Raw genomic sequence first — 24,110 nt, forward strand, 5'->3', positions numbered from 1 at the left:
TTAGCAAGGTAACAAAAACGGGCCGTCACTGTAGCGACGGCCCCGGATAATGGCAATCAGACTTGCGATAAGCCGTTCAGTCCTGCTGTGGCACCAGGGCCGCTCGCAGGGTTTCGATCGCCGCGTCGCGGGCAGCGGCATCGGCGAACTGCGGGCCGTCGCCGACGCACTCGCCTTCCAGCCACAGGCTGAAGCCCAGGCCTTCGTGGCGCACATCGAGCTCACCGCCCTGTTGCAGTTGCTTGCTCACCACACCTGCGGTCTTGCCGTCGGCGAAGTTGCGCGACAGCAGCAGTTGCTCGCCATCAGCAGCCAGCAGGCGGAAGCGGAAGCTGCCGTCGTCTTCACGAAAACTGACGAAACGCGCCGTCTTGGCCGCCTTCTTCTTGACCTGAACAGGCGCCTGCTCAATGTTGCGGAACGAGCGCAGGCCCACCGCTTCACGCAGTTGTTCGAGGAACGGCGTGGCCACCTTGCGGGCTTTCTGCGCACCGGCCAGGAGGATGTCCTCCAGGTCGGCCGGGCGGCCGATCAGTTGGTGATAACGCTCGCGCGGTTCACTCAGCTGGCCATCGAGCAGTTGGAACAGACGCTGCTTGGCCTCGCCCCAACCCAGGCCCTGGAGCAGTTCGCTACGGAACTCGTCGGCTTGCGCCGGGGTGGCGAAGGCCTGGAACAGGGTGAACAGGTGCGCGTTGTCCGGGTCCTTGGCTTCGCCCGGGGCCCGGGAGTCGGTGACGATGCGCGAGATGGCATCCTTCATGTCCTTGGCGCTGGTGAACAACGGGATGGTGTTGTCATAGCTCTTGGACATCTTGCGCCCATCCAGGCCCGGCAGGGTGGCCACGCTTTCCTCGATCAGCGCCTCGGGCATGGCGAAGAACTCCTTGCCCTGGCCGAACAGGTGGTTGAAGCGCTGGCCGATGTCGCGGGCCATCTCCACATGCTGGATCTGGTCGCGGCCGACCGGCACCTTGTTGGCGTTGAACATCAGGATGTCGGCGGCCATCAGTACCGGGTAGCTGTACAGGCCCATGCTGATCCCGGCATCCGGGTCTTCGCCGTTCTCGACGTTCTTGTCCACCGAAGCCTTGTAGGCATGCGCACGGTTGAGCAGGCCCTTGGCCGCGACGCAGGTCAGCAGCCAGGTCAGCTCGGGAATCTCGGGGATGTCGGACTGGCGATAGAACGTCACCCGCTCAGGGTCCAGGCCACCGGCCAGCCAGGTCGCGGCGATTTCCAGGCGCGAGCGCTGGATGCGCTGCGGGTCATCGCACTTGATCAGGGCGTGGTAGTCGGCCAGAAAGTAGAACGAGTCGACACCCGGTTCACGGCTGGCGAGGATCGCCGGGCGGATGGCACCGGCGTAGTTGCCCAGGTGAGGCGTGCCCGTGGTGGTGATACCGGTAAGGATGCGCGTAGTCATGGGTAATCGCTTATCAGGCTTGTATCAGTTCGAAAGGCGCGGCAGCACCAGTTCCTTGAGGTCGGTGAGCTTGCCATGAAAAAAGTGTCCGCATTCTGCCACTTTCAGCAGCTCATGGGGGCGCGGCAGTGCGTCGGACCAATCGTAGACGATCTGCGGATCGATCACTTCGTCGGTTTCCGGCTGGATCACGCTCAGTTCGCCCTGCTGCGGCAAGGGGTTATCACCCAGGCGCATCACCGCCGGAGCGACCATGAACAGGTGCTTGAGCGCAACGCCACGGGCTTCCAGGCGTCCGCCGAGGCTGGCGGCGACGAAGCCGCCGAAGGAGAAGCCCATCAGCGTCAGTGGCAGCGCGGGGTGTTGCTCGCGCAGCCAGTCTACCGCCGCCTGGGCGTCGTCCACTTCACCGCTGCCCATGTCATGGCTGCCGGCACTCTGGCCAACGCCGCGGTAGTTGAAGCGCAGGGTGATGTAGCCGGCATCGCGGGCGGTGCGCTGGAGCATCGACACCACCTTGTTCATCATGGTGCCACCCTGCACCGGGTTGGGGTGGCACAGCAGCACAACGCCGCGGGCGTCGGCGACATCGAGGTACAAGGCTTCCAGTTGGCCGACCGGGCCATCGATGAATACAGGGGTTTCGCGGATAAGCAAGGATAAACTCCGTGACCTCGGAAAGGGTCGACTCGTCTAGCTGAATGATTCTGTCTGAGATATTTGCGATCGTTCGCGGTATACAGCGCAGGTCCGAGCCGTTAACGTAAAGCAAAGCCGTTTATAGAGGAAGGACTCGTGGAACTCTCGCTCTTAGTTTGGTTGTTGCCGACCCTGGCCCTCGTCGTGGGTGTCGTCGTTGGTTTCCTGGTCGCCCGCCTGCTGCCCAATGCTGCGCCGAGCAGCACCCAGCGTCAGCTGGATGATATCCAGGAACGTTTCGACAGCTACCAGAATGAGGTGGTTACTCACTTCAACAGTACGGCTGCGCTGGTCAAGAAACTGACCCAAAGTTACCAGGACGTCCAGGATCACCTGGCCGAAGGCGCCAACCGCCTGGCCCTGGACGAACTCACCCGCCAACGCCTGCTGGCCGCCCTGCACTCCGAGGCCACCCAGGCCCCGCGTGATCGCCTGACCCCGCCGAAGGACACCGAGGTGCCGCGCGACTACGCACCGAAAGCGCCCAACGCGCCGGGCATGCTCGATGAGCATTACGGGCTCAAGCGCTGAGCAAAATAAAAGGCCCCTGTGAGGGGCCTTTTTTATAAGCGTCGCCTGCGTTGCGAGCGCTATGCGCTCGATCGCTGGCAAGGCCAGCGCCCACAGGGTCATATGGGCTACGCAGCAGCCCCTGCCAGCGTCAGCAGTACCAAGGCGCCTCCCCTTCCCGGTAACCATACTTCTCCCGCGCCGCATCCAGCACCCGCCGCTGCACCCCGCCCTGGCGCACCAGGCTGTGCAAGCTGGCCAGTACGATACTGAAGCGATCGACCTCGAAGAACCGCCGCAACTGCTGGCGGGTATCGCTGCGGCCAAATCCGTCAGTCCCAAGCGTCACATAAGGTGCTTGTACATACTCGGCAATCAGCTGCGGCCAGGCCCGCACATAGTCGGTCGCGGCGATCACCGGCGCCTCACCGTCCAGGCAGCGTTGCACATGGCTGATATCATCACTGCCCTGCCCCAGGCGGCTGGCGCGATCAGCATCCCGCGCCTCCCGCGCCAGCTCGCTGAAACTGGTGACACTGAACACTTCACTGGCAACCTGCCAATCGCTGGCCAGCAATTCACTGGCAGCAATGACTTCACGCAGGATCGCCCCGGAGCCGAGCAGGCGCACGCGCCCCTGGGCATCGGCCACCTGCTGTTCGACATAACGGTACATGCCGCGCAAGACCTCTTCATGCACCTGCACTGGCAGGGACGGCTGTGGATAGTTTTCGTTCATCACCGCGACATAGTGAAATTCGTCGCATTGTTCGACCAGCATGCGCCGCGCGGCGTATTCGAGGATCACCGCCAGTTCACCGGCAAAGCACGGCTCCCAGGCGCGGCAGTTGGGCACCATCGAAGCCATCACCAGGCTCGAACCGTCCTGGTGCTGCAACCCTTCCCCACCCAGCGTCGTGCGCCCGGCTGTGGCCCCCAGCAGCAGGCCACGGGCACGCTGGTCGGCGGCGGCCCAGATCAGGTCGCCGACACGCTGGAAGCCAAACATCGAGTAATAGATGTACACCGGCAGCATCGGCTCGCCATGCACTGCGTAGGACGTTGCCGCGGCCACCCAGGAAGAAATCGCGCCGGCCTCGGTGATGCCTTCCTCCAGCAGTTGGCCATCGCGCGCTTCCTTGTAGGACAGCAGCGACCCTGCGTCTTCCGGCTCGTAGCACTGCCCCTGGGGTGAATAGATGCCGATCTGGCGGAACAGGCTGGCCATACCGAAGGTGCGCGCCTCGTCGGCCACTATCGGCACCACACGCGGCCCCAACTGCGGCGCCTTGAGCCAGGCGCTGAGCATGCGCACGGCAGCCATGGTGGTGGACATTTCTTTGCCGTCGGCCTGCAGGGCGAAGCCGCCCATGGCCTCCAGCGCCGGTACCGGCACCGGACGCACATCGCTGCGCCGGGCAGGCAGCGGCCCACCAAGAGCGGCGCGACGCTCACGCAGATAGCGCATCTCCGGGCTGCCCTCGGCCGGCCGATAGAACTGCAACTGCTCAACCTGCGCATCCGACAGCGGCAAATGGAAACGGTCACGGAACGCCAGCAAGGCCTGCACATCGAGTTTCTTGGCCTGGTGCGCGGTCATCCGCGACTCGCCCGCAGCGCTCATGCCATAGCCTTTCTTGGTCTTGGCCAGGATTACCGTTGGCCGGCCCTTGCAGGCCTTGGCGGCGGCGAAAGCGGCATAAAGCTTGCGAAAATCGTGACCACCGCGCTTGAGTGCGTTGATCTCGGCCGAACTCATGTGCTCGACCAGCTTCTGCAAGGCCGGCTGCTGATTGAAAAAGTGCTCGAGGTTGTAGGCCCCATCCTTGGCCCCAAGGTTCTGGAACTGCCCGTCCGGTGTCGCCGCCAACTGGCGCAACAACACGTGCTCGGTGTCGCGCGCGAACAGTGGGTCCCACTCCGAGCCCCAGAGCACCTTGATCACGTTCCAGCCAGCGCCACTGAACAGTGCCTCAAGCTCCTGGATAATCTGGCCGTTGCCACGCACCGGGCCGTCGAGGCGCTGCAGGTTGCAGTTGACCACAAATGTCAGGTTATCCAGTTGCTCGCGGGCAGCCAGTGTCAAACCGGCAATGGATTCCGGCTCATCCATCTCGCCATCGCCAAACACCCCCCAGACATGCCGGGCGCTGGTGTCGAGCAACTGGCGGTTGTGCAGGTAGCGCATAAAGCGCGCCTGGTAGATGGCGTTGATCGGGCCGATGCCCATGGAGCCGGTGGGAAACTGCCAGAAGTCGGGCATCAGCCACGGATGCGGATAAGAGCACAGGCCGTTGCCGGCCACTTCCTGACGGTAGCTGGCCAATTGCTCTTCGCTCAGGCGGCCTTCAAGAAAGGCCCGGGCGTAAATGCCCGGAGCCGAATGCGGCTGGAAAAACACCAGGTCAGCCGTACGCTGCTCAGCGCCCGCCTCACCGCGAAAGAAATACTGGAAACCGACTTCGAAAATCTCCGCAGCCGACGCATAGCTGGCGATATGCCCACCCAGGTCACCATAGGCATGGTTGGCCCGCATCACCATGGCCAGGGCATTCCAGCGCAGGATGCTGGTGATGCGTTCATCGAGCTCCAGATCGCCCGGATAGGCGCCCTGCTGTTCCACCGACAGCGTATTGCGATAAGCCGAAAACGCCTGGACGCCGCGCTCCAGCCCCAACTCACGGGCATGGGTTTGCAGCTGCTCAAGCAGAAACTGCGCACGCTCCGGGCCGCAGTGCAGCAGGGTCGAATCCAGCGCCTCCAGCCACTCGGCGGTTTCTCCCGGGTCACTGTCCAGCTGCGGATCGCCCGGACGCCGCGGCATACCTTCGCCAGGCACAAGGGTCATCATTGCCACCATTGCATTTGACCTCGTCCGTGAAGGGTTCAGGCGCAGGCCTTGAGCGCCTGTTGAATATCCGCCAGCAGATCGTCGATGTCCTCAAGCCCCACCGACAGCCTTACCAGCCCTTCAGAGATGCCGTACTGGGCACGCTCCTCTGGGGTATAGCTGGAGTGGGTCATGCTTGCCGGGTGCTGAGCCAGGGATTCGGCATCACCGAGACTGACGGCACGGCTGAACAATTGCAGGGCGTTCATGAAACGCCGCCCGGCGCTAATGCCGCCCTTGAGTTCGAAGGCGATCATGCCGCCAGGCAAGCGCATCTGCCGCTGGGCCAGCTCGTACTGGGCAAAACCGGGCAAACCGGGGTAATTGATCAGTTCGACTTCCGGCTGTTGCTGCAGGTATTCGGCGATGGCCTGGGCGTTACTGCAGTGGCGTTCCATGCGCAGGGTCAGGGTTTTCATCCCGCGCATGAGCAAAGCGGCGTCGTGCGGCGACATCACCGCACCGGTCATGTCCTTCAAGCCTTCCAGACGAATCCGATCGACCAGCGCCTTGCGCCCGACCACCAGGCCGGCAGTGATATCGCCATGGCCACTGAGGTACTTGGTCGCCGAATGCACCACCAGGTCGGCACCCAGCTCCAGCGGCCGCTGCAGGTACGGGGTGCAGTAGGTGTTGTCGACCACCACGCTGATATCGTGCGCGTGCGCAAGCTTGGCCACGGCGCCGATGTCGGTCATGTGCATGTTCGGGTTGGCCGGGGTTTCGAAGTAGATAACCCGGGTCTTGTCGCTGATCGCCGCAGCGACCGCGTGTAAATTGCTCATGTCGACATGCCGGACCTTGACCCCGAACTCGCCGATGCCGTGGTGCAAAAAGGCGAAGGTGCAGCCGTACAGTGTCCGCCCTACCAGCACCTCATCGCCGGGACGCAGCAGCGTCCATAGCGTGGCGGTGATCGCGCCCATTCCCGAGGCCAGTGCCAGCCCCGCTTCGCCGCCCTCCAGTGAGGCCATGCGTTGCTCCAGCAGGGCCAGGGTCGGGTTGGAGATACGGCTGTAGAAGTACCCGGCTTGTTCCCCGGCGAAGCAAGCAGCGCCGTACTCGACGGTAGGAAAAGCGAAGGTAGCCGTCTGATAGACCGGTGGCACAAGGGCCCCGTTGTGTTCCAGCGGATCGTAACCGTGGTGAATGGCGCGGGTGGCAAAACCTGTTTTGTTATTGGAGCCGCTCATGGCAAACAGCCTCTAGTGGTTTGTTATAAGCTTATGCCACTGAGGTGCTGATTTTTTTCCAAATGTAGCCGTCCCTGCGGGTGGTTATTGACATAAAAACAACAAATCCAGACCACGGAGGGTAAAACATGCCTACAGCCATCGACCGCACCGACCGCGCCTTGCTCGCAGCCCTGCAAGGCAACGCCCGGCTGACGGTGTCCGAACTGGCCGACCAGGTCTCGCTGACCACCTCGCCATGCTGGCGACGGGTGAAGTTGCTGGAAGAGACCGGCTATATCACCGGCTACCAGGCCATCCTCTCGCCCAAGGCCCTGGGTTTTGGCGTGACCGCTTTCGTCAGCATCATGATGGACTCGCACACCAAGGAAATGGCCCGCGCCTTCGAGCAGCGGCTGATGGAAATCCCCGAAATCGTCGCCTGCCACAATATCTCCGGGCGCTATGACTTCCTCCTGGAAATCCTTGCCCGGGACCTGGAGTCATTCGGTGAGTTTGCGCGGGAAGTGCTGCAGACCTTGCCGGGGGTGAAGGAGATTTACTCGAGTTTCTCGTTCAAGGCGGTGAAGGAGAAACGGGTGATTCCGGTGTCGGAAAAGCACATCTGAGTTTACAACCAACAAAAAACCCCACCTGAGTGGGGTTTCCTGTTCAGCGCTAACGCTTAGATCGCGCCACGTTTGCGCAGCAGGTCCAGCACCTGTTTGACGCCGTCTTCCAGGCTGAGGTTCTGGGTGTCGATCACCAGGTCCGCATCCAGCGGTACGTCATATGGGAAACTTTCGCCCGGAATGTTGTCGCCACCGGCGGCATACAGGCCCTGCGGGTCACGCTCACGGCAAGCCAAAGGCGATGCCTGGACGTAGACGGTGAGCAAACGCTCCTTGCCGATCAGCGCCTTGGCCTGTTCGCGGCCTTCGGCATCCGGGGCGACGAAGGCGGCCAGGGTCAGCAGGCCAGCTTCGTTGAACTGACGCGCAACATGCGCGGCACGGCGCCAGTTCTCGGTACGCCCGGCACGGTCCTGCGGCAGGCCCTTGTTCAGGTCGTGACGCAGGTTCTGGCCATCGAGCACGTACACCGCACGGCCCATGTCGAACAGCTTGCGCTCCACGGCGTAGGCCAGGGTGCTCTTGCCCGCGCCCGAGAGGCCGCTGAACAGCACGGTGGCCGGCTGCTGGCCGAAGCGCAGGGCACGCTCTGCAGTGTCCACGTGAGCCAGTTTGCCGTGCTGGCCGACGGTGCCATGAGGCACAACCGGTGGCGCGATGATCATGCCGGCGCCGACGGTGCCGTTGGTCAGGCGGTCGATGACAATAAAGGCACCGGTGGTGCGGTTGCTGTCATAGCCGTCCAGCGCAATCGGCGCGTCGAGGCTGACCTTGACCTTGCCGATTTCGTTGAGCTGCAGGGCACTGGCGGCGCCCAGCTCCAGGGTGTTCACATCGACCTTGTGGGCGATGCTGGCAATCGAGCCCGGCACATAGCTGGTGGCGCGCTTGATGTCGTATTTCTTGCCCGGCAGCATCGGCTCTTCAGCCATCCACACCAGCATGGCGTCGAACTGGTCGGTCACCGGCGGCACGTTGTCGGCATGTACCAGCAAATCGCCACGGGAGATGTCGATTTCGTCTTCCATGGTCAGGGTCACGGCTTGCCCTGGGCCGGCGTTTTCCAGCTCACCCTCGAAGGTGACGATGGACTTGACCCGGCTGCTCTTGCCCGACGGCAGCACGACGATTTCATCGCCCTTGTGCACCACGCCGCTGGCCAGGGTACCGGCAAAGCCACGGAAGTTCAGGTTCGGGCGGTTGACGTACTGCACCGGGAAGCGCAGGTCGGTGAAGTTGCGGTCGGCCGCGACTTCCACAGTTTCGAGGATTTCCATCAATGCCGGGCCCGTGTACCACGGCGAACGCTCGCTGCGGTTGACCACGTTGTCGCCCTTGAGCGCCGACATCGGCACGAAGTGCAGGCTGCTCGGGGTCATGTTGATAGCCTCGGCAAACTTCAGATAGTCGGCCTTGATGCTGTCGAACACGCCCTCGTCGAAGCCCTTGAGGTCCATCTTGTTGACCGCAACGACAATGTGCTTGATGCCCAGCAACGAGGCAATGTAGCTGTGCCGACGGGTCTGGGTCTGCACGCCGTAGCGGGCATCGACAAGGATGATCGCCAGATCGCAGGTGGACGCACCGGTGGCCATGTTGCGGGTGTACTGCTCATGGCCCGGGGTGTCGGCGATGATGAACTTGCGCTTGGCGGTAGAGAAGTAGCGGTAGGCCACATCGATGGTGATGCCCTGCTCGCGCTCGGCCTGCAGGCCGTCGACCAGCAACGCCAGGTCGATGTCGTCACCGGTGGTGCCGACTTTCTTCGAATCGCGGGTGATGGCTTCCAGATGATCTTCGTAGATCATCTTCGAGTCGTGCAGCAGGCGCCCGATCAGGGTGCTCTTGCCGTCATCGACGTTACCGCAGGTAAGGAAGCGCAGCAGCTCTTTACGTTCGTGCTGGGCCAGGTAAGCGAGGATGTCCTCGCTGATCAGATCAGATTGGTGGCTCATTACATTCAAGCTCCAAGCTGTAAGCTTCAAGCGGCAAGCTTGTCGGCATACAACTAGTCAGAAATTTTGTTGATCAACCCGCTCAGCATTCTTGAAAGCTCACGAGTCTCTGTAATCCACTCATTCGACAAAGGCTTTGGCAGATAGCCTACCTCTCCCCCGATGATGATCTGCGTACGCAACTCACCGCAGGAAGCCTTGGCAATACACAGATAACGAACCTTTTCTTTTGCCGTTCTCCGTTCCATGCCTTCAGCGATATTCGACGGGATAGAAAGTGCCGCCCGCGTGATCTGATCCTTGAATCCAAGATCCCGGCACACCCTCTGCTGCCTGTAAATCGCTACCGTCAAATCTTTGCTTCTCTGCCAAACAGCAAGCTTCTCAAAGTCCATTGTGAGCACTCTCACGCGCCCACAATGGGGCGGCAGCCGACAAAATCCAGAAGCTACGCATCTTGCTTCTAACTTGCAGCTTGCCGCTTGTAACTTGAAGCTTAGAAGTACCCTTGCCGTTTTTTGTCTTCCATGGAGCCGGCGCCATCGTGGTCGATGACGCGGCCCTGGCGCTCGGAAGTGCGCGTCAGGAGCATTTCCTGAATGATGTCGGTGAGGGTTTCGGCCTCCGACTCCACCGCGCCCGTCAACGGGTAGCAGCCAAGGGTACGGAAACGCACCTTCTTCTTGACGATACGGGCCTTTTCTTCCTCCGAGAGGTGCTCGAGGATGCGCGGGTCGTCGATCATGATCAGAGTGCCGTTCTTCTCGATCACTTCGCGTTCGGCCGCGAAGTACAGCGGCACGATCGGGATACCTTCGAGGTAGATGTACTGCCAGATGTCCAGCTCGGTCCAGTTCGACAGCGGGAACACGCGAATCGATTCGCCCTTGTTGACCTTGCCGTTGTACACGTTCCACAGCTCGGGACGCTGGTTCTTCGGGTCCCAGCGGTGCTTGCTGTCGCGGAACGAGTAGACGCGCTCCTTGGCCCGCGACTTCTCTTCGTCGCGGCGCGCACCACCGAAGGCGGCATCGAAGCCGTACTTATCGAGCGCCTGTTTCAGGCCCTCGGTCTTCATGATGTCGGTGTGCTTGGCACTGCCGTGGGTGAACGGGTTGATGCCCTGGGCGATGCCGTCCGGGTTGACGTGAGTGATCAGCTCCAGGCCCATTTCCTCGACCATCTTGTCGCGGAAGCTGTACATCTCCTGGAATTTCCACTGGGTGTCGACATGCATCACCGGAAACGGCAGCTTGCCCGGGAAGAAGGCCTTGCGCGCCAGGTGCAGCATCACGGCCGAGTCCTTGCCAATCGAGTACAGCATCACCGGGTTATCGAACTCGGCGGCCACCTCACGAATGATGTGGATGCTTTCCGCCTCCAACTGTTTCAAATGCGTCAGTTTGTCGACCATGGTTACTCACGGAAATACGATCTTATGGACGGCCAGCGGGCCGTGTTCGAGCGAGCCACTTTATCACAGCGCCCGATTCTATTTAGGCGGCCAACTAGAACGAAACAGTATAAGAATATGCCCTGCCGTTTTAGCCTCAGATCGGGTTCGGACAGTCGATGAACAGGTGCTCCAGGGCAAAGCGCCGGGCCAGGTAATCACCCAACGCCTGCACACCGTAACGCTCGGTGGCATGGTGGCCGGCGGCGATGAAACTGATGCCGTTCTCGCGGGCGCTGTGGAAGGTCTGCTCGGAGGCTTCGCCACTCAAATACAGGTCGACGCCGGCGGCAATCGCCTGGTCGATGTAGCCCTGACCGCCACCGGTGCACCAGCCGACCCGGCGAATGATCTGCTCGCCTTCGATCAACAGCGGCTCGCGCCCCATCACCTCCTGTACCTTGCGGGCAAAATCGCGTGCCGACATCGGCTCGGCCAGCGAACCGACCAGGCCGACGATCCGCGGGTTCTCGGGGTCCAGCGGGCCTTCGACGGTGATGTCGAGCTGACGCGCCAGCTGCACGTTGTTGCCGACTTCCGGGTGCAGGTCCAGCGGCAGGTGGTAGGACAACAGGCTCAGGTCGTTCTTGAGCAGGGTTTTCAGCCGACGCTGCTTCATGCCGGTGATGCACGGGTTCTCGCCCTTCCAGAAGTAGCCGTGGTGCACCAGCACCAGGTCGGCTTCGGCTTCGACCGCAGCATCGAGCAAGGCCTGGCTTGCGGTAACGCCGCTGACGATGCGAGTCACCTGCGGGCGGCCCTCGACCTGCAGGCCGTTGGGGCAGTAGTCCTGGATTTTGGCGCTGCCGAGGTAGCGTTCGGCTTCCTCGACCAGGGTGCTCAGGGCAACAGCCATGAAAAGACTCCTCAATTTCGCAGTTCAGCGCGGCCCAAGGCCTCGTATAATGAGCGTCATTATGGGCCGTCGCCGGGTTTGGGGAAACCGACGGCAGTTGCCTGGGGGCTGGCGTTGTTGGTTTTCGTGACGATTAAACAGTTCCTGCACGCGCCCGAGCGCAGTATGATCGCGCGCGTTCACGCTCCCAGCTGTCATCGGCCCTCTGCCAACTCCCAGGATTTGTTCAATGTTCAAGGCTTTGCGTTACTTTGGCTGGCCGCTGCTGGTCGGCGTGCTGATCGCCCTGTTGGTCATTCAGCGCTTTCCGCAATGGGTCGGCCTGCCCAGCCAGGACGTCAACCTGCAACAGGCACCGCAAACCACGCGGATCATGCAGGGGCCGGTGTCCTACGCCGACGCCGTGAGCATCGCCGCCCCGGCAGTGGCCAACCTGTACACCACCAAGGTGGTCAACAAGACCGCCCACCCGCTGTTCGAAGACCCGCAGTTCCGCCGCTTCTTCGGTGACAACCTGCCCAAGCAGCGCCGCTGGGAGTCGAGCCTGGGTTCGGCGGTGATCATGAGCCCGGAAGGCTACCTGCTGACCAACAACCACGTGACCTCCGGTGCCGACCAGATCGTGGTGGCGCTCAAGGACGGCCGTGAAACCCTGGCGCGGGTGATCGGCAGCGACCCGGAAACCGACCTCGCGGTACTGAAGATCGACTTGAAGAACCTGCCATCGATCACCATCGGCCGCTCCGACAACATCCACATCGGCGACGTCGCCCTGGCCATCGGCAACCCCTTCGGCGTCGGCCAGACCGTGACCATGGGCATCATCAGCGCCACCGGGCGTAACCAGTTGGGCCTGAACAACTACGAAGACTTCATCCAGACCGACGCCGCAATCAACCCGGGCAACTCCGGCGGTGCGCTGGTCGACGCCAACGGCAACCTCACCGGCATCAACACGGCGATCTTCTCCAAGTCCGGCGGCTCGCAAGGCATCGGCTTTGCCATTCCGACCAAGCTGGCCCTGGAGGTGATGAAGTCGATCATCGAGCACGGTCAGGTAATTCGTGGCTGGCTGGGCATCGAGGTGCAACCGCTGAGCCAGGAGCTGGCCGAGTCGTTCGGCATGCAGGGGCGCCCGGGTATCGTTGTCGCGGGGATTTTCCGTGATGGTCCGGCGCAAAAGGCCGGCCTGGAGCTGGGTGACGTGATCCTGAGCATCAATGGCGAGCCGGCCGGCGATGGCCGCCGCTCGATGAACCAGGTGGCGCGGATCAAACCCAACGACAAAGTGGCGATCCAGGTCATGCGCAATGGCAAGGAGCTCAAGCTGACCGCCGAAATCGGCTTGCGTCCACCGCCGGCACCGGCGGCCAAAGAAGAAAACTAACCTTCTGCCAAGAAGCGGGGCTGTTGCACAGCCATCGCCGGCAAGGCCAGCGATGGGCTGCAAGGCAGCCCCAATGGCCTCAGTGCAGGATCTGGCTCAAGAACAGCTTGGTCCGCTCATTCTGCGGCCGGTCGAAGAAGTCGTCCGGCGCTGCCTGCTCCACAATCTCGCCCTTGTCCATGAAGATCACCCGGTTCGCCACGGTACGGGCAAAGCCCATCTCGTGGGTCACGCAGAGCATGGTCATGCCGTCTTCCGCCAGGCCAACCATGGTATCGAGCACTTCCTTGACCATCTCCGGGTCCAGCGCCGAGGTCGGTTCGTCGAACAACATGATCTTCGGCTTCATGCACAGCGCCCGGGCAATCGCTACCCGTTGCTGCTGACCACCGGACAGCTGCCCCGGGAACTTGTTGGCCTGCTCCGGAATGCGCACCCGCTCAAGGTAATGCATGGCGATTTCCTCGGCCTTGCGCTTGGGCATCTTGCGTACCCACATCGGTGCCAGGGTGCAGTTCTGCAAGATGGTCAGGTGCGGGAACAGGTTGAAATGCTGGAACACCATGCCGACTTCGCGACGGATCGCTTCGATCTGCTTGAGGTCGTTGGTCAGCTCCACGCCATCGACGACGATGCGCCCCTGCTGGTGCTCTTCCAGGCGGTTGAGGCAACGGATGGTGGTCGACTTGCCCGAACCCGACGGCCCGCACAGCACGATACGCTCGCCCTGGCGCACATTCAGGTTGATGTCCTTGAGCACGTGGAACTGGCCGTACCACTTGTTCACGCCCTGCATCTGAATAATGCCTTCAGGGCTCACAGGCTGTTTGATCGCTTCACTCATGGGAACACTCCTAACGCTTGTGGCCTGTGTCCAGCTTGCGCTCCAGATGCATGGAGTAGCGGGACATACCGAAACAGAAAATCCAGAAAACCAGGGCGGCGAATACGTAGCCCTCGGTCGCCATGCCCAGCCAGGTCGGGTCGGCAGCGGCCTGCTTGACGCTGTTGAGCAGGTCGAAGAGGCCGATGATGATCACAAGGCTTGTGTCCTTGAACAGGGCAATGAAGGTGTTGACGATGCCGGGGATCACCAGCTTCAGGGCTTGCGGCAGAATCACCAGGCCCATCGAACGCCAGTAACCCAGGCCCATGGCCGCGGCGGCTTCATACTGGCCCTTGGGAATGGCCTGCAGGCCACCGCGCACCACCTCGGCGATGTACGCCGACTGGAACAGGATCACGCCGATCATGGCCCGTAGCAGCTTGTCGAAGCTCATGCCTTCGGGCAGGAACAACGGCAGCATCACCGAGGACATGAACAGCACGGTGATCAGCGGCACGCCGCGCCAGAACTCGATGAAGGTCACGCAGACCACCTTCACCGCCGGCATGTTCGAACGCCGCCCCAGCGCCAGCAAGATCCCCAGCGGCAAGGCGCCGACGATGCCCACGGTGGCGATCACCAGAGTCAGCATCAGCCCGCCCCACTGGCTGGTCGGTACCGTGGCCAGGCCCAGGTAGCCGCCATGCAGCAGGGTGTAGGCGATGATCGGGTACAGCACCAGGAAGCCCAGGCCGTAGATCGCCTTGCGCGGGAAGCGCGAGATGAACAGCGGCGCTGCGCCGATTACCGCCAGCCAAACAGTCAGATCGACACGCCAGCGCAGTTCACTGGGGTAGTAGCCGTACATGAACTGGCCGAAGCGCTGCTGGATGAACACCCAGCAGGCACCCTCCTTGGTGCAGTCGGCGCGGGTGGTGCCGACCCAGTTGGCGTCGACGATCGACCATTGCAGCAGCGGCGGCACGATCAGCCATACCAGGTACACGGCAAACAGCGTCAGCAGGGTGTTGAGCCAGCTGGAGAACAGGTTGCTGCGCATCCAGGCGACTACGCCGACGGCTTTGACCGGTGGCGGCATATCGGGTTTGAAAACATGGGTACTCATGCGCTTGTCCTCACCGCTCGATCAGCGCAATGCGCTTGTTGTACCAGTTCATCAGCAGGGAAATGCTGATGCTGATGGCCAGATAGACGCTCATGGTGATGGCGATCACCTCGATGGCCTGGCCGGTCTGGTTGAGCACGGTACCGGCGAACAGCGAGACCATTTCCGGGTAGCCGATACCGGCCGCCAGCGACGAGTTCTTCGCCAGGTTCAGGTACTGGCTGGTCAGCGGTGGGATGATCACCCGCAGGGCCTGGGGAATGATCACCTTGCGCAGCGTCGGCCCTTCGCGCAGGCCCAGGGAACGGGCCGCTTCGGTCTGGCCGTAGCTCACCGAGCGGATGCCCGAACGCACGATCTCGGCGATAAAGGCTGCGGTGTAGATGGTCAGCGCCAGGGTCAGGGCCAGCAGTTCCGGGATCAGCACCCAGCCGCCGACGAAGTTGAAGCCCTTGAGCTGCGGCATGTCCCAGTGCAGCGGTGAGCCGAACAGCAGCACGCCCAGTGCCGGAATGCCGAAGAACAGGAACAGGCCGACCCAGAATTTGTGGAACGGCTCGCCGGTGGCCTCAAAGCGCCGGTTGGCCAGGCGCACCATCAGCACGATGGCGACGATGGCCAGCGCCAGGCTGACGACGAACGGCCAGAATCCCTCGGCCATGGACGCACCGGGCATGTTCAGGCCGCGGTTGCTGATAAAGAAGGTGTCGTTGAGATTGATGCTACCCCGCGGTCCCGGCAGGGTCAGAAACACCGCGAAGTACCAGAACAGGATCTGCAACAGCGGTGGGATGTTACGGAAAGTCTCGACATACACCGTGGCCAGCTTGCTGATCATCCAGTTCGGTGACAGTCGCGCCACACCGATGATGAAGCCCAAGAGGGTCGCGAGAATGATGCCGATGAAGGTTACCAGCAGGGTGTTGAGCAGGCCGATGACGAAAACCCGCGCATAGCTGTCCTGTTCGGTATAGGAGATCAGGTGCTGGGCGATGCCGAAACCGGCACTGCGTTCGAGAAAGTCGAAGCCCGAGGTGATCCCGCGGTGTTGCAGGTTGGTCTGGGTATTGTGAAACAGGTACCAGCCCAGACCAACCACCGCGACCACGGTGAGGATCTGGAACAGCCACGCACGCACACGTGGATCGCTCAGGGATAGTCCCTTGGGTGCGCCGATATTATTTTGCATGTAATGCCCCGAAAGGAAGGGAACCGAACAGCCTGCGGCGGCCGAATGCCGCCGCAGGCCGCAACCGTCAGCGCACCGGTGGCGCGTACTGGATGCCGCCGTTGTTCCACAGGGCGTTCAGACCGCGGTCGATTTGCAGTGGGGTTTCCTTGCCCAGGTTTTTCTCGAAGACTTCGCCGTAGTTGCCGACCTGCTTGACGATCTGCACTACCCAGTCCTTCGGCAGTTTCAGGTCTTTGCCGTACTCGCCATCGGCGCCGAGCATACGGGCCACGTCAGGGTTCTTGGTGGCCTTGGCTTCGGCCTCGACGTTCTTCGAGGTGATCCCCATCTCTTCGGCATTGAGCATGGCGAACAGGGTCCACTTGACGATGCTGAACCACTCTTCATCGCCTTTGCGCACCACCGGGCCCAGCGGCTCCTTGGAGATGGTCTCCGGCAGTACCACGTAATCGGCCGGGGCGGCCAGCTTGGAGCGCTGTGCGTAGAGCTGCGACTTGTCGGAGGTCAGCACGTCGCAGCGGCCGGATTCCAGCGACTTGGCGCTCTCGTCGGAGGTGTCGAAGGTGATCGGGGTGTACTTCAGGCCATTGGCGCGGAAGTAGTCGGAGACGTTGAGTTCAGTGGTGGTGCCGGCCTGGATGCAGATGGTTGCACCGTCCAGTTCCTTGGCGCTGGAAACACCCAGCTTCTTGTTGACCAGGAAACCAATGCCGTCGTAGTAGGTAACACCGGCGAACACCAGGCCCATGCCGGCGTCACGGGAGCTGGTCCAGGTAGTGTTACGCGACAGCACATCGACTTCGCCGGACTGCAGCGCGGTGAAGCGTTCCTTGGCGTTGAGCTGGCTGAACTTGACCTTCTTGGCGTCACCGAACACCGCAGCGGCCACCGCGCGGCAGACGTCGGCGTCGATCCCGACGATGTTGCCCTTGGCATCCGGCACCGAGAAGCCCGGCAAACCGTCACTGACACCACATTGAACGAATCCCTTCTTCTGTACTGCGTCCAGGGTCGCACCTGCCTGTGCGAAACCGCTGATACTCAACGCGGTAGCAGCGGTAACCACTGCCAGTGTGGATTTCAACATCTTCATTCAAACCTCCAGTTTTGCTCTTGTTGTGTGAGCCGGGATTGCACCGCACCCTTATGAGGCGCATCCGACCCGTGTTGGCTTGTTTTTGGGTCAATTGGCGCAATGCGCTGTTCTGTGACAGCCTTGGGGACCGCTAACGGGTGTTACCGTCCAAAACGTGTAACCTCGCATCAGGAGTTTCATAGCAAAGCGCGTACCACACTGAGGGGCTAAAGCGTTTCAGTTCACGTCAAGAGGGAAACTTGCAGCGTTGCGACAGGTTTTTCCCGGATTTACCCGACGCGCCTTCATTTCATGCACGCAAACAAGAGCGCGCGCACACTTTCGGAGCAGTCATGACCCACCCGCTGATTCTCGAACCACAAAAAAACGCTGATGCCTGTGTGATCTGGTTGCACGGCCTGGGGGCCGATCGTTACGACTTCATGCCGGTCGCCGAGGCCTTGCAGGAAGTGCTGCTGACCACCCGCTTCGTCATGCCCCAGGCGCCCACCCGCCCGGTAACCATCAACGGTGGCTATGAAATGCCCAGTTGGTACGACATCAAGGCCATGACCCCGGCACGGGCCATCGATGAAGAGCAACTGCAGGCGTCAGCCGACCAGGTGATCGAACTGATCAAGGCCGAACAGGCTAAGGGGGTGGATCTGGCGCGCATCATCCTCGCCGGTTTCTCCCAGGGCGGCGCGGTGGTGCTGCACACTGCCTATATAAAGTGGCAGGAAGCATTGGGTGGCGTTATCGCCCTGTCGACCTATGCCCCGACCTTCGCCCAGGAACGCGAACTGAGCGCCTGCCAGCAACGGACCCCGGCCCTGTGCCTGCACGGTGTTTATGATCCTGTGGTGCTGCCGGCGATGGGCCGTACCGCCTTTGAGCACCTCCAGCATTGGGGTGTCGACGCCGAGTGGAAGGAATACCCGATGGAGCACGAGGTGCTGCCCAAGGAAATCCACGATATCGGCCAATGGCTGAGCGAACGCCTGCGCTAAAAGCAGACTTCCCTGTAGTTGTCAGTGCAATCCACTACGCCGCGCCCGAATCTTGCATTACACTGCCCGGCGTACATTCCTTAACCAATTGATGAGATGACCGTGCTCAAAGCACTCAAGAAGATGTTCGGCAAGAGCGAGGTTGAGCAACTCGCCACCGAAACCGCTGCCCCCGTGAAGCAGCCGCCCGCAGCACCCCAGGCCCCTGCCCCGTCGGCACCGCTCAAGACCGAGGCCCCTGCCCCGGTTCGCGCCGAAAAACCGGCTGAGGCCAAGCCGCGCCGTGAGCGCAAGCCAAAACCCGCAGCCTCCACCTGGAAGCTGGAAGACTTCGCCGTCGAGCCGCAGGAAGGCAAGACCCGCTTCCATGACTTCAAGCTCTCGCCCGAGCTGATGCATGCGATCCACGACCTCGGCTTCCCGTATTGCACGCCGATCCAGGCCCAGGTCCTGGGTTACACCCTGCGTGGCAAAGACGCCATCGGCCGGGCCCAGACCGGCACCGGCAAGACCGCAGCCTTCCTGATTTCGATCATTACCCAGCTGCAGCAGACCCCGCCGCCAAAAGAGCGCTACATGGGCGAGCCTCGGGCGCTGATCATTGCCCCGACCCGCGAACTGGTCGTACAGATCGCCAAAGACGCCGCGGCACTGACCAAATACACCGGCCTGAACGTCATGACCTTCGTCGGTGGCATGGACTTCGACAAGCAGCTCAAGGCCCTCGAAGCCCGCCACTGCGACATCCTGGTGGCCACCCCGGGCCGTCTGCTGGACTTCAACCAGCGCGGCGAAGCGCACCTGGACATGGTCGAAGTGCTGGTCCTGGACGAAGCCGACCGCATGCTCGACATGGGCTTCATCCCCCAGGTTCGGCAGATCATCCGCCAGACCCCACCCAAGAGCGAGCGCCAGACCCTGCTGTTCTCGGCTACCTTCACCGAAGACGTGATGAACCTGGCCAAGCAGTGGACCACGGACCCGGCAATCGTCGAGATCGAACCGGAGAATGTCGCCAGCGAAACCGTCGAGCAGCACGTCTATGCCGTGGCCGGCAGTGACAAGTACAAGCTGCTGTACAACCTGGTGACCGAGAACAAGTGGGAACGGGTGATGGTCTTTGCCAACCGCAAGGACGAAGTGCGGCGCATCGAGGAGCGCCTGGTGCGCGACGGCGTCAACGCCGCCCAACTGTCGGGCGACGTGCCGCAGCACAAGCGGATCAAGACCCTGGAGAGCTTCCGCGAAGGGCGCATCACCGTGCTGGTGGCCACCGATGTGGCTGGCCGCGGTATCCATATCGACGGCATCAGCCATGTGATCAACTTCACCCTGCCGGAAGACCCGGACGACTACGTGCACCGTATCGGCCGTACCGGCCGTGCCGGCACCAGCGGCGTGTCAATCAGCTTCGCTGGTGAAGACGACTCCTACCAGCTGCCGGCCATCGAAGCGCTGCTGGGACGCAAGATCAGTTGCGAGATGCCGCCAACCGAGCTGCTCAAGCCGGTACCGCGCAAGCATCACTGATAACGCTGAACCTATCGCGGGGCAAGCCCGCTCCTACACCAACCTGTAGGAGCGGGCTTGCCCCGCGATGCTTTTCGTCCATTTAATCCTTCCGATATTGCCCAAATAAACAAAAAGTCCATAATAGACAAAATAGTTCATTTGGAGCTTCGCATGTCTGCGCCTCTCGTCATCGATCAACAGCACGCTCGCCAACTGCTCGCCCAGGTGGATGTCCCGCAGATCCTGCGCAACCTGTTCCGTGACCTGGCGGCCGGGCAAGCGGTGCAACCGCCCCAGCAACTGGTGGAGTTTCCGGCAGGCAAAGGCGACTTCATCAACTATGGCGGCGTACTGGCCCAGGAGCGCGTCTACGGGGTCAAGACCTCGCCCTACATCGTCCGAGAGCAAGGCCCGCTGGTCACCGCCTGGACCCTACTGATGTCCATGGACAGCGGCCAACCCCTGCTCCTGTGCGATGCCGGCGAGCTGACCACCGCGCGCACCGCCGCCACCACCGCCGTGGCCGTCGACGCCCTGGCGGCCACTGACGCCCGGCGCCTGACCCTGGTCGGCAGCGGCCCGATTGCCCGCGCGCACCTGCATTACGCCCGCGGCCTGCGCGAGTGGCAGGATATCCGCCTGTACTCGCCAAGCCTTAGCGAACAGTCGGCCGGGCAGCGCCAGGCCCTGACCGATCTTGATCCACGTCTGGTGCTCTGCGCGAGCCTGGAGCAGGCCGTGGCGGATGCCGACGTGATCCTGCTGTGCACCTCCTCGGCCAGCCCGGTGCTCGACCCACGCCAGTTGAGCAAGCCCGCGTTGATCACCTCGATCAGTACCAATGCCGTCCGCGCCCATGAAGTGCCGCCAGCGAGCTTGAGCGAGATGGACGTCTACTGCGATTACCGGGTGACCACCCCGGGCAGCGCCGGTGAGATGCGCATCGCCTCCGAGCAACATGGCTGGCAAGCCGAAGCGATCGTCGGCGATCTGGCGCAATTGATCAGTGGCGCAGCGCAAAAACCGACCTACCAGCGCCACGCCTTCTTCCGCTCCATCGGCCTGGGCCTTGAAGACATCGCCCTGGCCAACGCCCTGTACCGCCTGCCACGCGCCGACTGAGGAAACCTCCATGCAACAGGCTGATTTCATCATCATCGGCGCCGGTATTGCCGGCGCCTCCACCGGCTACTGGCTGGCCGGCCACGGCCGGGTGCTGCTGCTTGAGCGCGAGTCGCAGCCGGGCTACCACTCCACCGGCCGCTCGGCGGCGCTGTACACCGCCGCCTATGGCACGCCACAAGTGCGCGCGCTGACCCTGGCCAGCCGCGCGTTTTTCGACCACCCGCCAGCAGGCTTCGCCGAGCACCCGCTGCTCAGCCCGCGCGGGGAAATGACCGTCGACCTCAACGGCGACCCTGAAGAGTTGCAGCGCCAGTACCAGAGCGCCAAGGCCTGCGTGCCGGAAGTCGAGCTGCTCAGCGCCGAGCAGGCCTGCGCGCGCCTGCCGGTGCTGCGCCGCGACAAGGTGCATGGCGCCCTGTATGACCCGAGCGCCAGCGACATCGACACCGACGCCCTGCATCAGGGCTATCTGCGCGGCATTCGCCGCCAGCAGGGCGAGGTGCACAGCGACTGCGAGGTTCAGCAACTGCGCCGCGACGCCGACGGTCTCTGGCAGGTGCAGACCAGCCGTGGCAGCTTCAGCGCCCCCGTGCTGATCAACGCCGCCGGTGCCTGGGCCGACAAGATCGCTGAACTGGCCGGCGCCCAGCCGCTGGGCTTGCAGCCCAAGCGCCGCGCCGCGTTCATCTTCGCCGGCCCCGAAGGTATCGACAGCCATGCCTGGCCAATGCTGGTCAGCCTCGATGAATCGTTCTACATGAAACCCGACGCCGGCATGCTGCTCGGCTCTCCGGCCAATGCCGACCCGGTCGAGCCCCATGATGTGCAGGCCGAAGAACTGGACATCGCCATGGGCATCTACCAGATCGAAGAAGCCACCACCCTGAGCATTCGCCGCCCGACCCGCACCTGGGCCGGGTTGCGCAGCTTCGTTGCCGACGGCGACCTGGTAGCCGGCTTCGATCCACAGGTACCGGGCCTGTTCTGGGTTGCCGCGCAAGGCGGCTATGGCATCCAGACCTCGCCGGCCATGGGCCAGGCCAGCGCCGCCCTGGTGCGTGGCGAGGACTTGCCCGAAGCACTCAAGGGCTTTGGCCTGAACGCCGCAATGCTGTCGCCGCGCCGCCTGCAAGGGTGACGCCCGGCCGCGATTGCGGCACACTCCCAGCGCCCTTTCGCCAAGGGCGCTGACACCGCCTGGAGCCTGCCCGAATGCCCACACCCCGCCCCGATCCCGCCCTGCAAAACTACCGGGCCATCGCCGACGCCATCGCCACCCTGTTCTTCCCCCACGCCGAAGTAGTGCTGCACGATCTGCACAGCCAGAAGATCGATTACATCGCCAACAACCTGTCCAAGCGCGAGATTGGCGATGAGGCGGCCCTGGAGGACATGCTCGAGGCGGGCACCGACGAGACCAACATCGGCCCCTACGAAAAACTCAATTGGGACGGGCAGAAGATCCGCTCGCTGAGCACCGTGCTGCGCGACCCGGCCGGAAAGCCGCTGGCGGTGCTGTGCATCAACCTGAATATCTCTCTGTTCGAGAACGCCAAGGCGGCGCTGGACCTGTTCCTCTCGCCAAGCAAGTTGATCCCGCAGCCCGATGCGCTGTTTCGCGATGACTGGCAAGAACGCATCAACACCTTCCTCAACAGCTGGCTGCGTCAACGGCAACTGAGCCTCAACCTGCTCAGCCGCGACCACAAGCGCGAACTGGTGCTGGCCCTGCACGCCGAAGGCGCGTTCAAAGGCAAGAGTGCGGCCAACTATGTGGCCAATGTGCTGGGGATGGGACGGGCGACGGTGTACAAACACCTGAAGGAACTCAAGGCCTGACTGGCTCCAGGCCTTGAGTGAGTCGGCGATCAGTCGCCGTAGATGTCCGACTTGAAGTACTTGGCCTGGATCTTCTGGTATTCGCCGTTGGCGCGGATAGCGTCGATGGCCTGGTTGAGCTGGCTGACCAGCTCGCCATTGCCCTTGCGCACGGCAATCCCCGCGCCCTCACCGACGTATTTCGGATCTTTGAGCTCTGGGCCGGTAAAGGCGTAGTCCGCGCCGCGGGGCATGGACAGGAAGTCTTCCAGGGGAATGGTGTCGGCAAAAATCGCATCGACCCGACCGGATGCCAGGTCCATGTAGATTTCTTCGTTGTTGCCGTAACGCTGGACCTTGATGCCCTTGGGTTCGAACACTTCGGTGGCGTAGCGATCAGTGGTGGTCGCCCGCTGCACGCCGACGGTCTTGCCCTTGAGGCTTTCGTACTGGTCATCGACCACCGCACCTTTTTTCATCACCAGCCGCGATGAGGTGAAGTAGTACTTGTGGGTGAAGTCCACGGACTTCTTGCGCTCTTCGCTGATGGTCATCGACGACAGCGCGGCGTCGATTTTCTTCACTTTCAGTGAAGGGATCAGGCCGTCGAACTCGACTTCTTTCCATTCACACTTGACCTGCATCTGCGCGCACAGGGCGTTGCCGATGTCGTAGTCGAAACCGACGATCTGGCCTTTGTCATTCTTCGAGGCAAAGGGTGGGTAGGCGGCTTCGATGCCGATGCGCAGGGTATCCCCAGCGGCGTACAGACTGCTGCTGGCCAACAGGCTCATGGCCAGACCGCTGATCAGGGTGAACTTGTTCATGACGGGTCTCTCTCGCTCGTTGTTGGAGGTGTGTTGCAAGACAGAGGGAAAGGCGGGCAGGCAAGGGGCGGCCTGGAACTATTTTGTACTCATAATTCCATACTGGACTTTTTCGTATTAAAACTCAACAAGCAAAAGCATTGTGGGAGCTGGCAAGCCAGCTCCCACAGGGTTACCAGCGCCCGGCAGCGTCCTCATCACTCTGCTTGCCTTCGACCCAGCGCGGGCCGTCCCCGGTCTGTTCCTTCTTCCAGAACGGCGCACGGGTCTTGAGGTAGTCCATGATGAAATTGCAGGCGTCGAACGCGGCCTGGCGATGAGCACTGGCGACACCGACGAAGACGATCGGCTCACCCGGTTCAAGGCCGCCGATACGGTGCAGCACCTCGACCTTGAGCAGTGGCCAGCGCTGCTCGGCTTCAACCACGATCTTGCCCAGGGCCTTTTCGGTCATGCCCGGGTAGTGTTCCAGAAACATCCCCGCCACGTCCTGGCCATCATTGAAGTCGCGCACGTAGCCGACAAAACCCACCACCGCGCCCACGCCAACATTGGCCGCGTGCATGGCGTTGACTTCGACACCCGGATCAAAGGCCTCGGCCTGGACTCGAACGCTCAT

Annotated in this window: 22 protein-coding genes; 8 read left to right on the top strand and 14 right to left on the bottom strand. The window is 62.2% G+C overall.

Translation table 11 applies throughout. The features are described 5' to 3' along the window. Nucleotides 1-76 precede the first annotated feature (76 nt). A complete protein-coding gene (locus KHO53_RS05755; protein ID WP_010220753.1) occupies nucleotides 77-1,426 on the bottom strand; it encodes a tryptophan--tRNA ligase in 1,350 nt (449 codons plus the stop codon). A gap of 24 nt (nucleotides 1,427-1,450) precedes the next feature. Then, nucleotides 1,451-2,083 (bottom strand): alpha/beta hydrolase, encoded by a 633-nt coding sequence (locus KHO53_RS05760; RefSeq protein ID WP_010220752.1) that lies wholly within the window; start codon nucleotides 2,081-2,083, stop codon nucleotides 1,451-1,453. A 138-nt stretch (nucleotides 2,084-2,221) separates the two neighbouring features. Between KHO53_RS05760 and KHO53_RS05765 the strand changes: the two genes are divergently transcribed. Beyond that, complete coding sequence (locus KHO53_RS05765) at nucleotides 2,222-2,656, top strand: Z-ring associated ZapG family protein (RefSeq protein WP_010220751.1); 435 nt, start codon at nucleotides 2,222-2,224, stop codon at nucleotides 2,654-2,656. A 130-nt stretch (nucleotides 2,657-2,786) separates the two neighbouring features. Here the strand turns inward: KHO53_RS05765 and mdeB are convergent, their stop codons facing one another. Beyond that, a complete protein-coding gene (mdeB, locus tag KHO53_RS05770; protein ID WP_374045227.1) occupies nucleotides 2,787-5,483 on the bottom strand; it encodes an alpha-ketoglutarate dehydrogenase in 2,697 nt (898 codons plus the stop codon). Nucleotides 5,484-5,521: 38 nt separating this feature from the next. Then, nucleotides 5,522-6,718, bottom strand: a complete 1,197-nt coding sequence (locus KHO53_RS05775; RefSeq protein ID WP_213570083.1) for a methionine gamma-lyase — start codon at nucleotides 6,716-6,718, stop codon at nucleotides 5,522-5,524. Nucleotides 6,719-6,846: 128 nt separating this feature from the next. On the opposite strand from KHO53_RS05775, the gene KHO53_RS05780 reads away from it, so the two are divergent. Then, nucleotides 6,847-7,326 carry an Lrp/AsnC family transcriptional regulator gene (locus KHO53_RS05780; RefSeq protein ID WP_213570084.1) on the top strand — a complete coding sequence of 160 codons (480 nt, stop codon included), beginning with the start codon at nucleotides 6,847-6,849 and terminating at the stop codon, nucleotides 7,324-7,326. Nucleotides 7,327-7,382: 56 nt separating this feature from the next. Here the strand turns inward: KHO53_RS05780 and cysN are convergent, their stop codons facing one another. From cysN to KHO53_RS05800, 4 genes are all read right to left on the bottom strand, one after another. Further along, entirely contained in the window at nucleotides 7,383-9,284 is a 1,902-nt protein-coding gene (gene cysN / locus KHO53_RS05785) for a sulfate adenylyltransferase subunit CysN (RefSeq protein WP_213570085.1), read from the bottom strand. A gap of 53 nt (nucleotides 9,285-9,337) precedes the next feature. Then, on the bottom strand, nucleotides 9,338-9,679 hold the full coding sequence (locus KHO53_RS05790; RefSeq protein ID WP_010220745.1) for a four helix bundle protein: 342 nt from the start codon (nucleotides 9,677-9,679) through the stop codon (nucleotides 9,338-9,340). A gap of 101 nt (nucleotides 9,680-9,780) precedes the next feature. After that, complete coding sequence (cysD, locus tag KHO53_RS05795) at nucleotides 9,781-10,698, bottom strand: sulfate adenylyltransferase subunit CysD (RefSeq protein ID WP_010220744.1); 918 nt, start codon at nucleotides 10,696-10,698, stop codon at nucleotides 9,781-9,783. 136 nt (nucleotides 10,699-10,834) lie between these two features. After that, nucleotides 10,835-11,593, bottom strand: a complete 759-nt coding sequence (locus tag KHO53_RS05800) for a Nif3-like dinuclear metal center hexameric protein (protein WP_010220743.1) — start codon at nucleotides 11,591-11,593, stop codon at nucleotides 10,835-10,837. Nucleotides 11,594-11,822: 229 nt separating this feature from the next. On the opposite strand from KHO53_RS05800, the gene algW reads away from it, so the two are divergent. Continuing rightward, on the top strand, nucleotides 11,823-12,980 hold the full coding sequence (gene algW, locus KHO53_RS05805; RefSeq protein WP_010220741.1) for a Do family serine endopeptidase AlgW: 1,158 nt from the start codon (nucleotides 11,823-11,825) through the stop codon (nucleotides 12,978-12,980). A gap of 79 nt (nucleotides 12,981-13,059) precedes the next feature. On the opposite strand, the gene KHO53_RS05810 is transcribed toward algW, so the two are convergent. The 4 genes from KHO53_RS05810 to KHO53_RS05825 form a co-directional block, all read right to left on the bottom strand. After that, nucleotides 13,060-13,824 (bottom strand): amino acid ABC transporter ATP-binding protein, encoded by a 765-nt coding sequence (locus KHO53_RS05810; RefSeq protein ID WP_010220739.1) that lies wholly within the window; start codon nucleotides 13,822-13,824, stop codon nucleotides 13,060-13,062. 10 nt (nucleotides 13,825-13,834) lie between these two features. Then, entirely contained in the window at nucleotides 13,835-14,932 is a 1,098-nt protein-coding gene (locus KHO53_RS05815; protein WP_010220737.1) for an amino acid ABC transporter permease, read from the bottom strand. A 10-nt stretch (nucleotides 14,933-14,942) separates the two neighbouring features. Next, nucleotides 14,943-16,121, bottom strand: a complete 1,179-nt coding sequence (locus KHO53_RS05820; protein WP_036996802.1) for an amino acid ABC transporter permease — start codon at nucleotides 16,119-16,121, stop codon at nucleotides 14,943-14,945. 67 nt (nucleotides 16,122-16,188) lie between these two features. Then, on the bottom strand, nucleotides 16,189-17,217 hold the full coding sequence (locus KHO53_RS05825) for an amino acid ABC transporter substrate-binding protein (RefSeq protein WP_010220735.1): 1,029 nt from the start codon (nucleotides 17,215-17,217) through the stop codon (nucleotides 16,189-16,191). Between the two features lie 335 nt (nucleotides 17,218-17,552). Between KHO53_RS05825 and KHO53_RS05830 the strand changes: the two genes are divergently transcribed. The 5 genes from KHO53_RS05830 to KHO53_RS05850 all read left to right on the top strand — a co-directional run bounded on the left by KHO53_RS05830 (nucleotide 17,553) and on the right by KHO53_RS05850 (nucleotide 22,685). Then, nucleotides 17,553-18,209: an alpha/beta hydrolase gene (locus KHO53_RS05830; RefSeq protein WP_010220734.1), complete on the top strand. Its 657-nt coding sequence runs from the start codon at nucleotides 17,553-17,555 to the stop codon at nucleotides 18,207-18,209. A gap of 102 nt (nucleotides 18,210-18,311) precedes the next feature. Next, on the top strand, nucleotides 18,312-19,739 hold the full coding sequence (gene rhlB / locus KHO53_RS05835) for an ATP-dependent RNA helicase RhlB (protein ID WP_232531776.1): 1,428 nt from the start codon (nucleotides 18,312-18,314) through the stop codon (nucleotides 19,737-19,739). Between the two features lie 153 nt (nucleotides 19,740-19,892). Then, entirely contained in the window at nucleotides 19,893-20,843 is a 951-nt protein-coding gene (locus KHO53_RS05840) for an ornithine cyclodeaminase family protein (protein ID WP_010220732.1), read from the top strand. A gap of 10 nt (nucleotides 20,844-20,853) precedes the next feature. Further along, entirely contained in the window at nucleotides 20,854-21,984 is a 1,131-nt protein-coding gene (locus KHO53_RS05845) for an NAD(P)/FAD-dependent oxidoreductase (RefSeq protein ID WP_100782537.1), read from the top strand. Between the two features lie 74 nt (nucleotides 21,985-22,058). Continuing rightward, nucleotides 22,059-22,685: a helix-turn-helix transcriptional regulator gene (locus KHO53_RS05850; RefSeq protein WP_213570086.1), complete on the top strand. Its 627-nt coding sequence runs from the start codon at nucleotides 22,059-22,061 to the stop codon at nucleotides 22,683-22,685. Between the two features lie 29 nt (nucleotides 22,686-22,714). Here KHO53_RS05850 and aotJ read toward each other — a convergent pair whose 3' ends face one another. Together aotJ and moaE are read right to left on the bottom strand one after the other, a co-directional pair. Next, nucleotides 22,715-23,491, bottom strand: coding sequence for an L-arginine-binding protein AotJ (aotJ, locus tag KHO53_RS05855; RefSeq protein ID WP_010220729.1), 777 nt, complete (start codon nucleotides 23,489-23,491; stop codon nucleotides 22,715-22,717). 172 nt (nucleotides 23,492-23,663) lie between these two features. Continuing rightward, nucleotides 23,664-24,110 carry a molybdopterin synthase catalytic subunit MoaE gene (moaE, locus tag KHO53_RS05860; RefSeq protein ID WP_010220728.1) on the bottom strand — a complete coding sequence of 149 codons (447 nt, stop codon included), beginning with the start codon at nucleotides 24,108-24,110 and terminating at the stop codon, nucleotides 23,664-23,666.

The sequence above is a fragment of the Pseudomonas sp. RC2C2 genome (assembly GCF_018390435.1).
Classification (GTDB): domain Bacteria; phylum Pseudomonadota; class Gammaproteobacteria; order Pseudomonadales; family Pseudomonadaceae; genus Aquipseudomonas; species Aquipseudomonas donghuensis.

Excerpts from the sequence above, each read along its gene's own strand:
- KHO53_RS05755 (WP_010220753.1), bottom strand. The coding sequence starts at position 1,426 with ATGACTACGCGCATCCTTACCGGTATCACCACCACGGGCACGCCTCAC.
- mdeB (WP_374045227.1), bottom strand. The coding sequence starts at position 5,483 with ATGACCCTTGTGCCTGGCGAAGGTATGCCGCGGCGTCCGGGCGATCCG.
- KHO53_RS05775 (WP_213570083.1), bottom strand. The coding sequence starts at position 6,718 with ATGAGCGGCTCCAATAACAAAACAGGTTTTGCCACCCGCGCCATTCAC.
- KHO53_RS05780 (WP_213570084.1), top strand. The coding sequence starts at position 6,847 with ATGCCTACAGCCATCGACCGCACCGACCGCGCCTTGCTCGCAGCCCTG.
- cysN (WP_213570085.1), bottom strand. The coding sequence starts at position 9,284 with ATGAGCCACCAATCTGATCTGATCAGCGAGGACATCCTCGCTTACCTG.
- KHO53_RS05790 (WP_010220745.1), bottom strand. The coding sequence starts at position 9,679 with ATGGACTTTGAGAAGCTTGCTGTTTGGCAGAGAAGCAAAGATTTGACG.
- cysD (WP_010220744.1), bottom strand. The coding sequence starts at position 10,698 with ATGGTCGACAAACTGACGCATTTGAAACAGTTGGAGGCGGAAAGCATC.
- KHO53_RS05800 (WP_010220743.1), bottom strand. The coding sequence starts at position 11,593 with ATGGCTGTTGCCCTGAGCACCCTGGTCGAGGAAGCCGAACGCTACCTC.
- algW (WP_010220741.1), top strand. The coding sequence starts at position 11,823 with ATGTTCAAGGCTTTGCGTTACTTTGGCTGGCCGCTGCTGGTCGGCGTG.
- KHO53_RS05810 (WP_010220739.1), bottom strand. The coding sequence starts at position 13,824 with ATGAGTGAAGCGATCAAACAGCCTGTGAGCCCTGAAGGCATTATTCAG.
- KHO53_RS05815 (WP_010220737.1), bottom strand. The coding sequence starts at position 14,932 with ATGAGTACCCATGTTTTCAAACCCGATATGCCGCCACCGGTCAAAGCC.
- KHO53_RS05820 (WP_036996802.1), bottom strand. The coding sequence starts at position 16,121 with ATGCAAAATAATATCGGCGCACCCAAGGGACTATCCCTGAGCGATCCA.
- KHO53_RS05825 (WP_010220735.1), bottom strand. The coding sequence starts at position 17,217 with ATGAAGATGTTGAAATCCACACTGGCAGTGGTTACCGCTGCTACCGCG.
- KHO53_RS05830 (WP_010220734.1), top strand. The coding sequence starts at position 17,553 with ATGACCCACCCGCTGATTCTCGAACCACAAAAAAACGCTGATGCCTGT.
- KHO53_RS05840 (WP_010220732.1), top strand. The coding sequence starts at position 19,893 with ATGTCTGCGCCTCTCGTCATCGATCAACAGCACGCTCGCCAACTGCTC.
- KHO53_RS05845 (WP_100782537.1), top strand. The coding sequence starts at position 20,854 with ATGCAACAGGCTGATTTCATCATCATCGGCGCCGGTATTGCCGGCGCC.
- KHO53_RS05850 (WP_213570086.1), top strand. The coding sequence starts at position 22,059 with ATGCCCACACCCCGCCCCGATCCCGCCCTGCAAAACTACCGGGCCATC.
- aotJ (WP_010220729.1), bottom strand. The coding sequence starts at position 23,491 with ATGAACAAGTTCACCCTGATCAGCGGTCTGGCCATGAGCCTGTTGGCC.
- moaE (WP_010220728.1), bottom strand. The coding sequence starts at position 24,110 with ATGAGCGTTCGAGTCCAGGCCGAGGCCTTTGATCCGGGTGTCGAAGTC.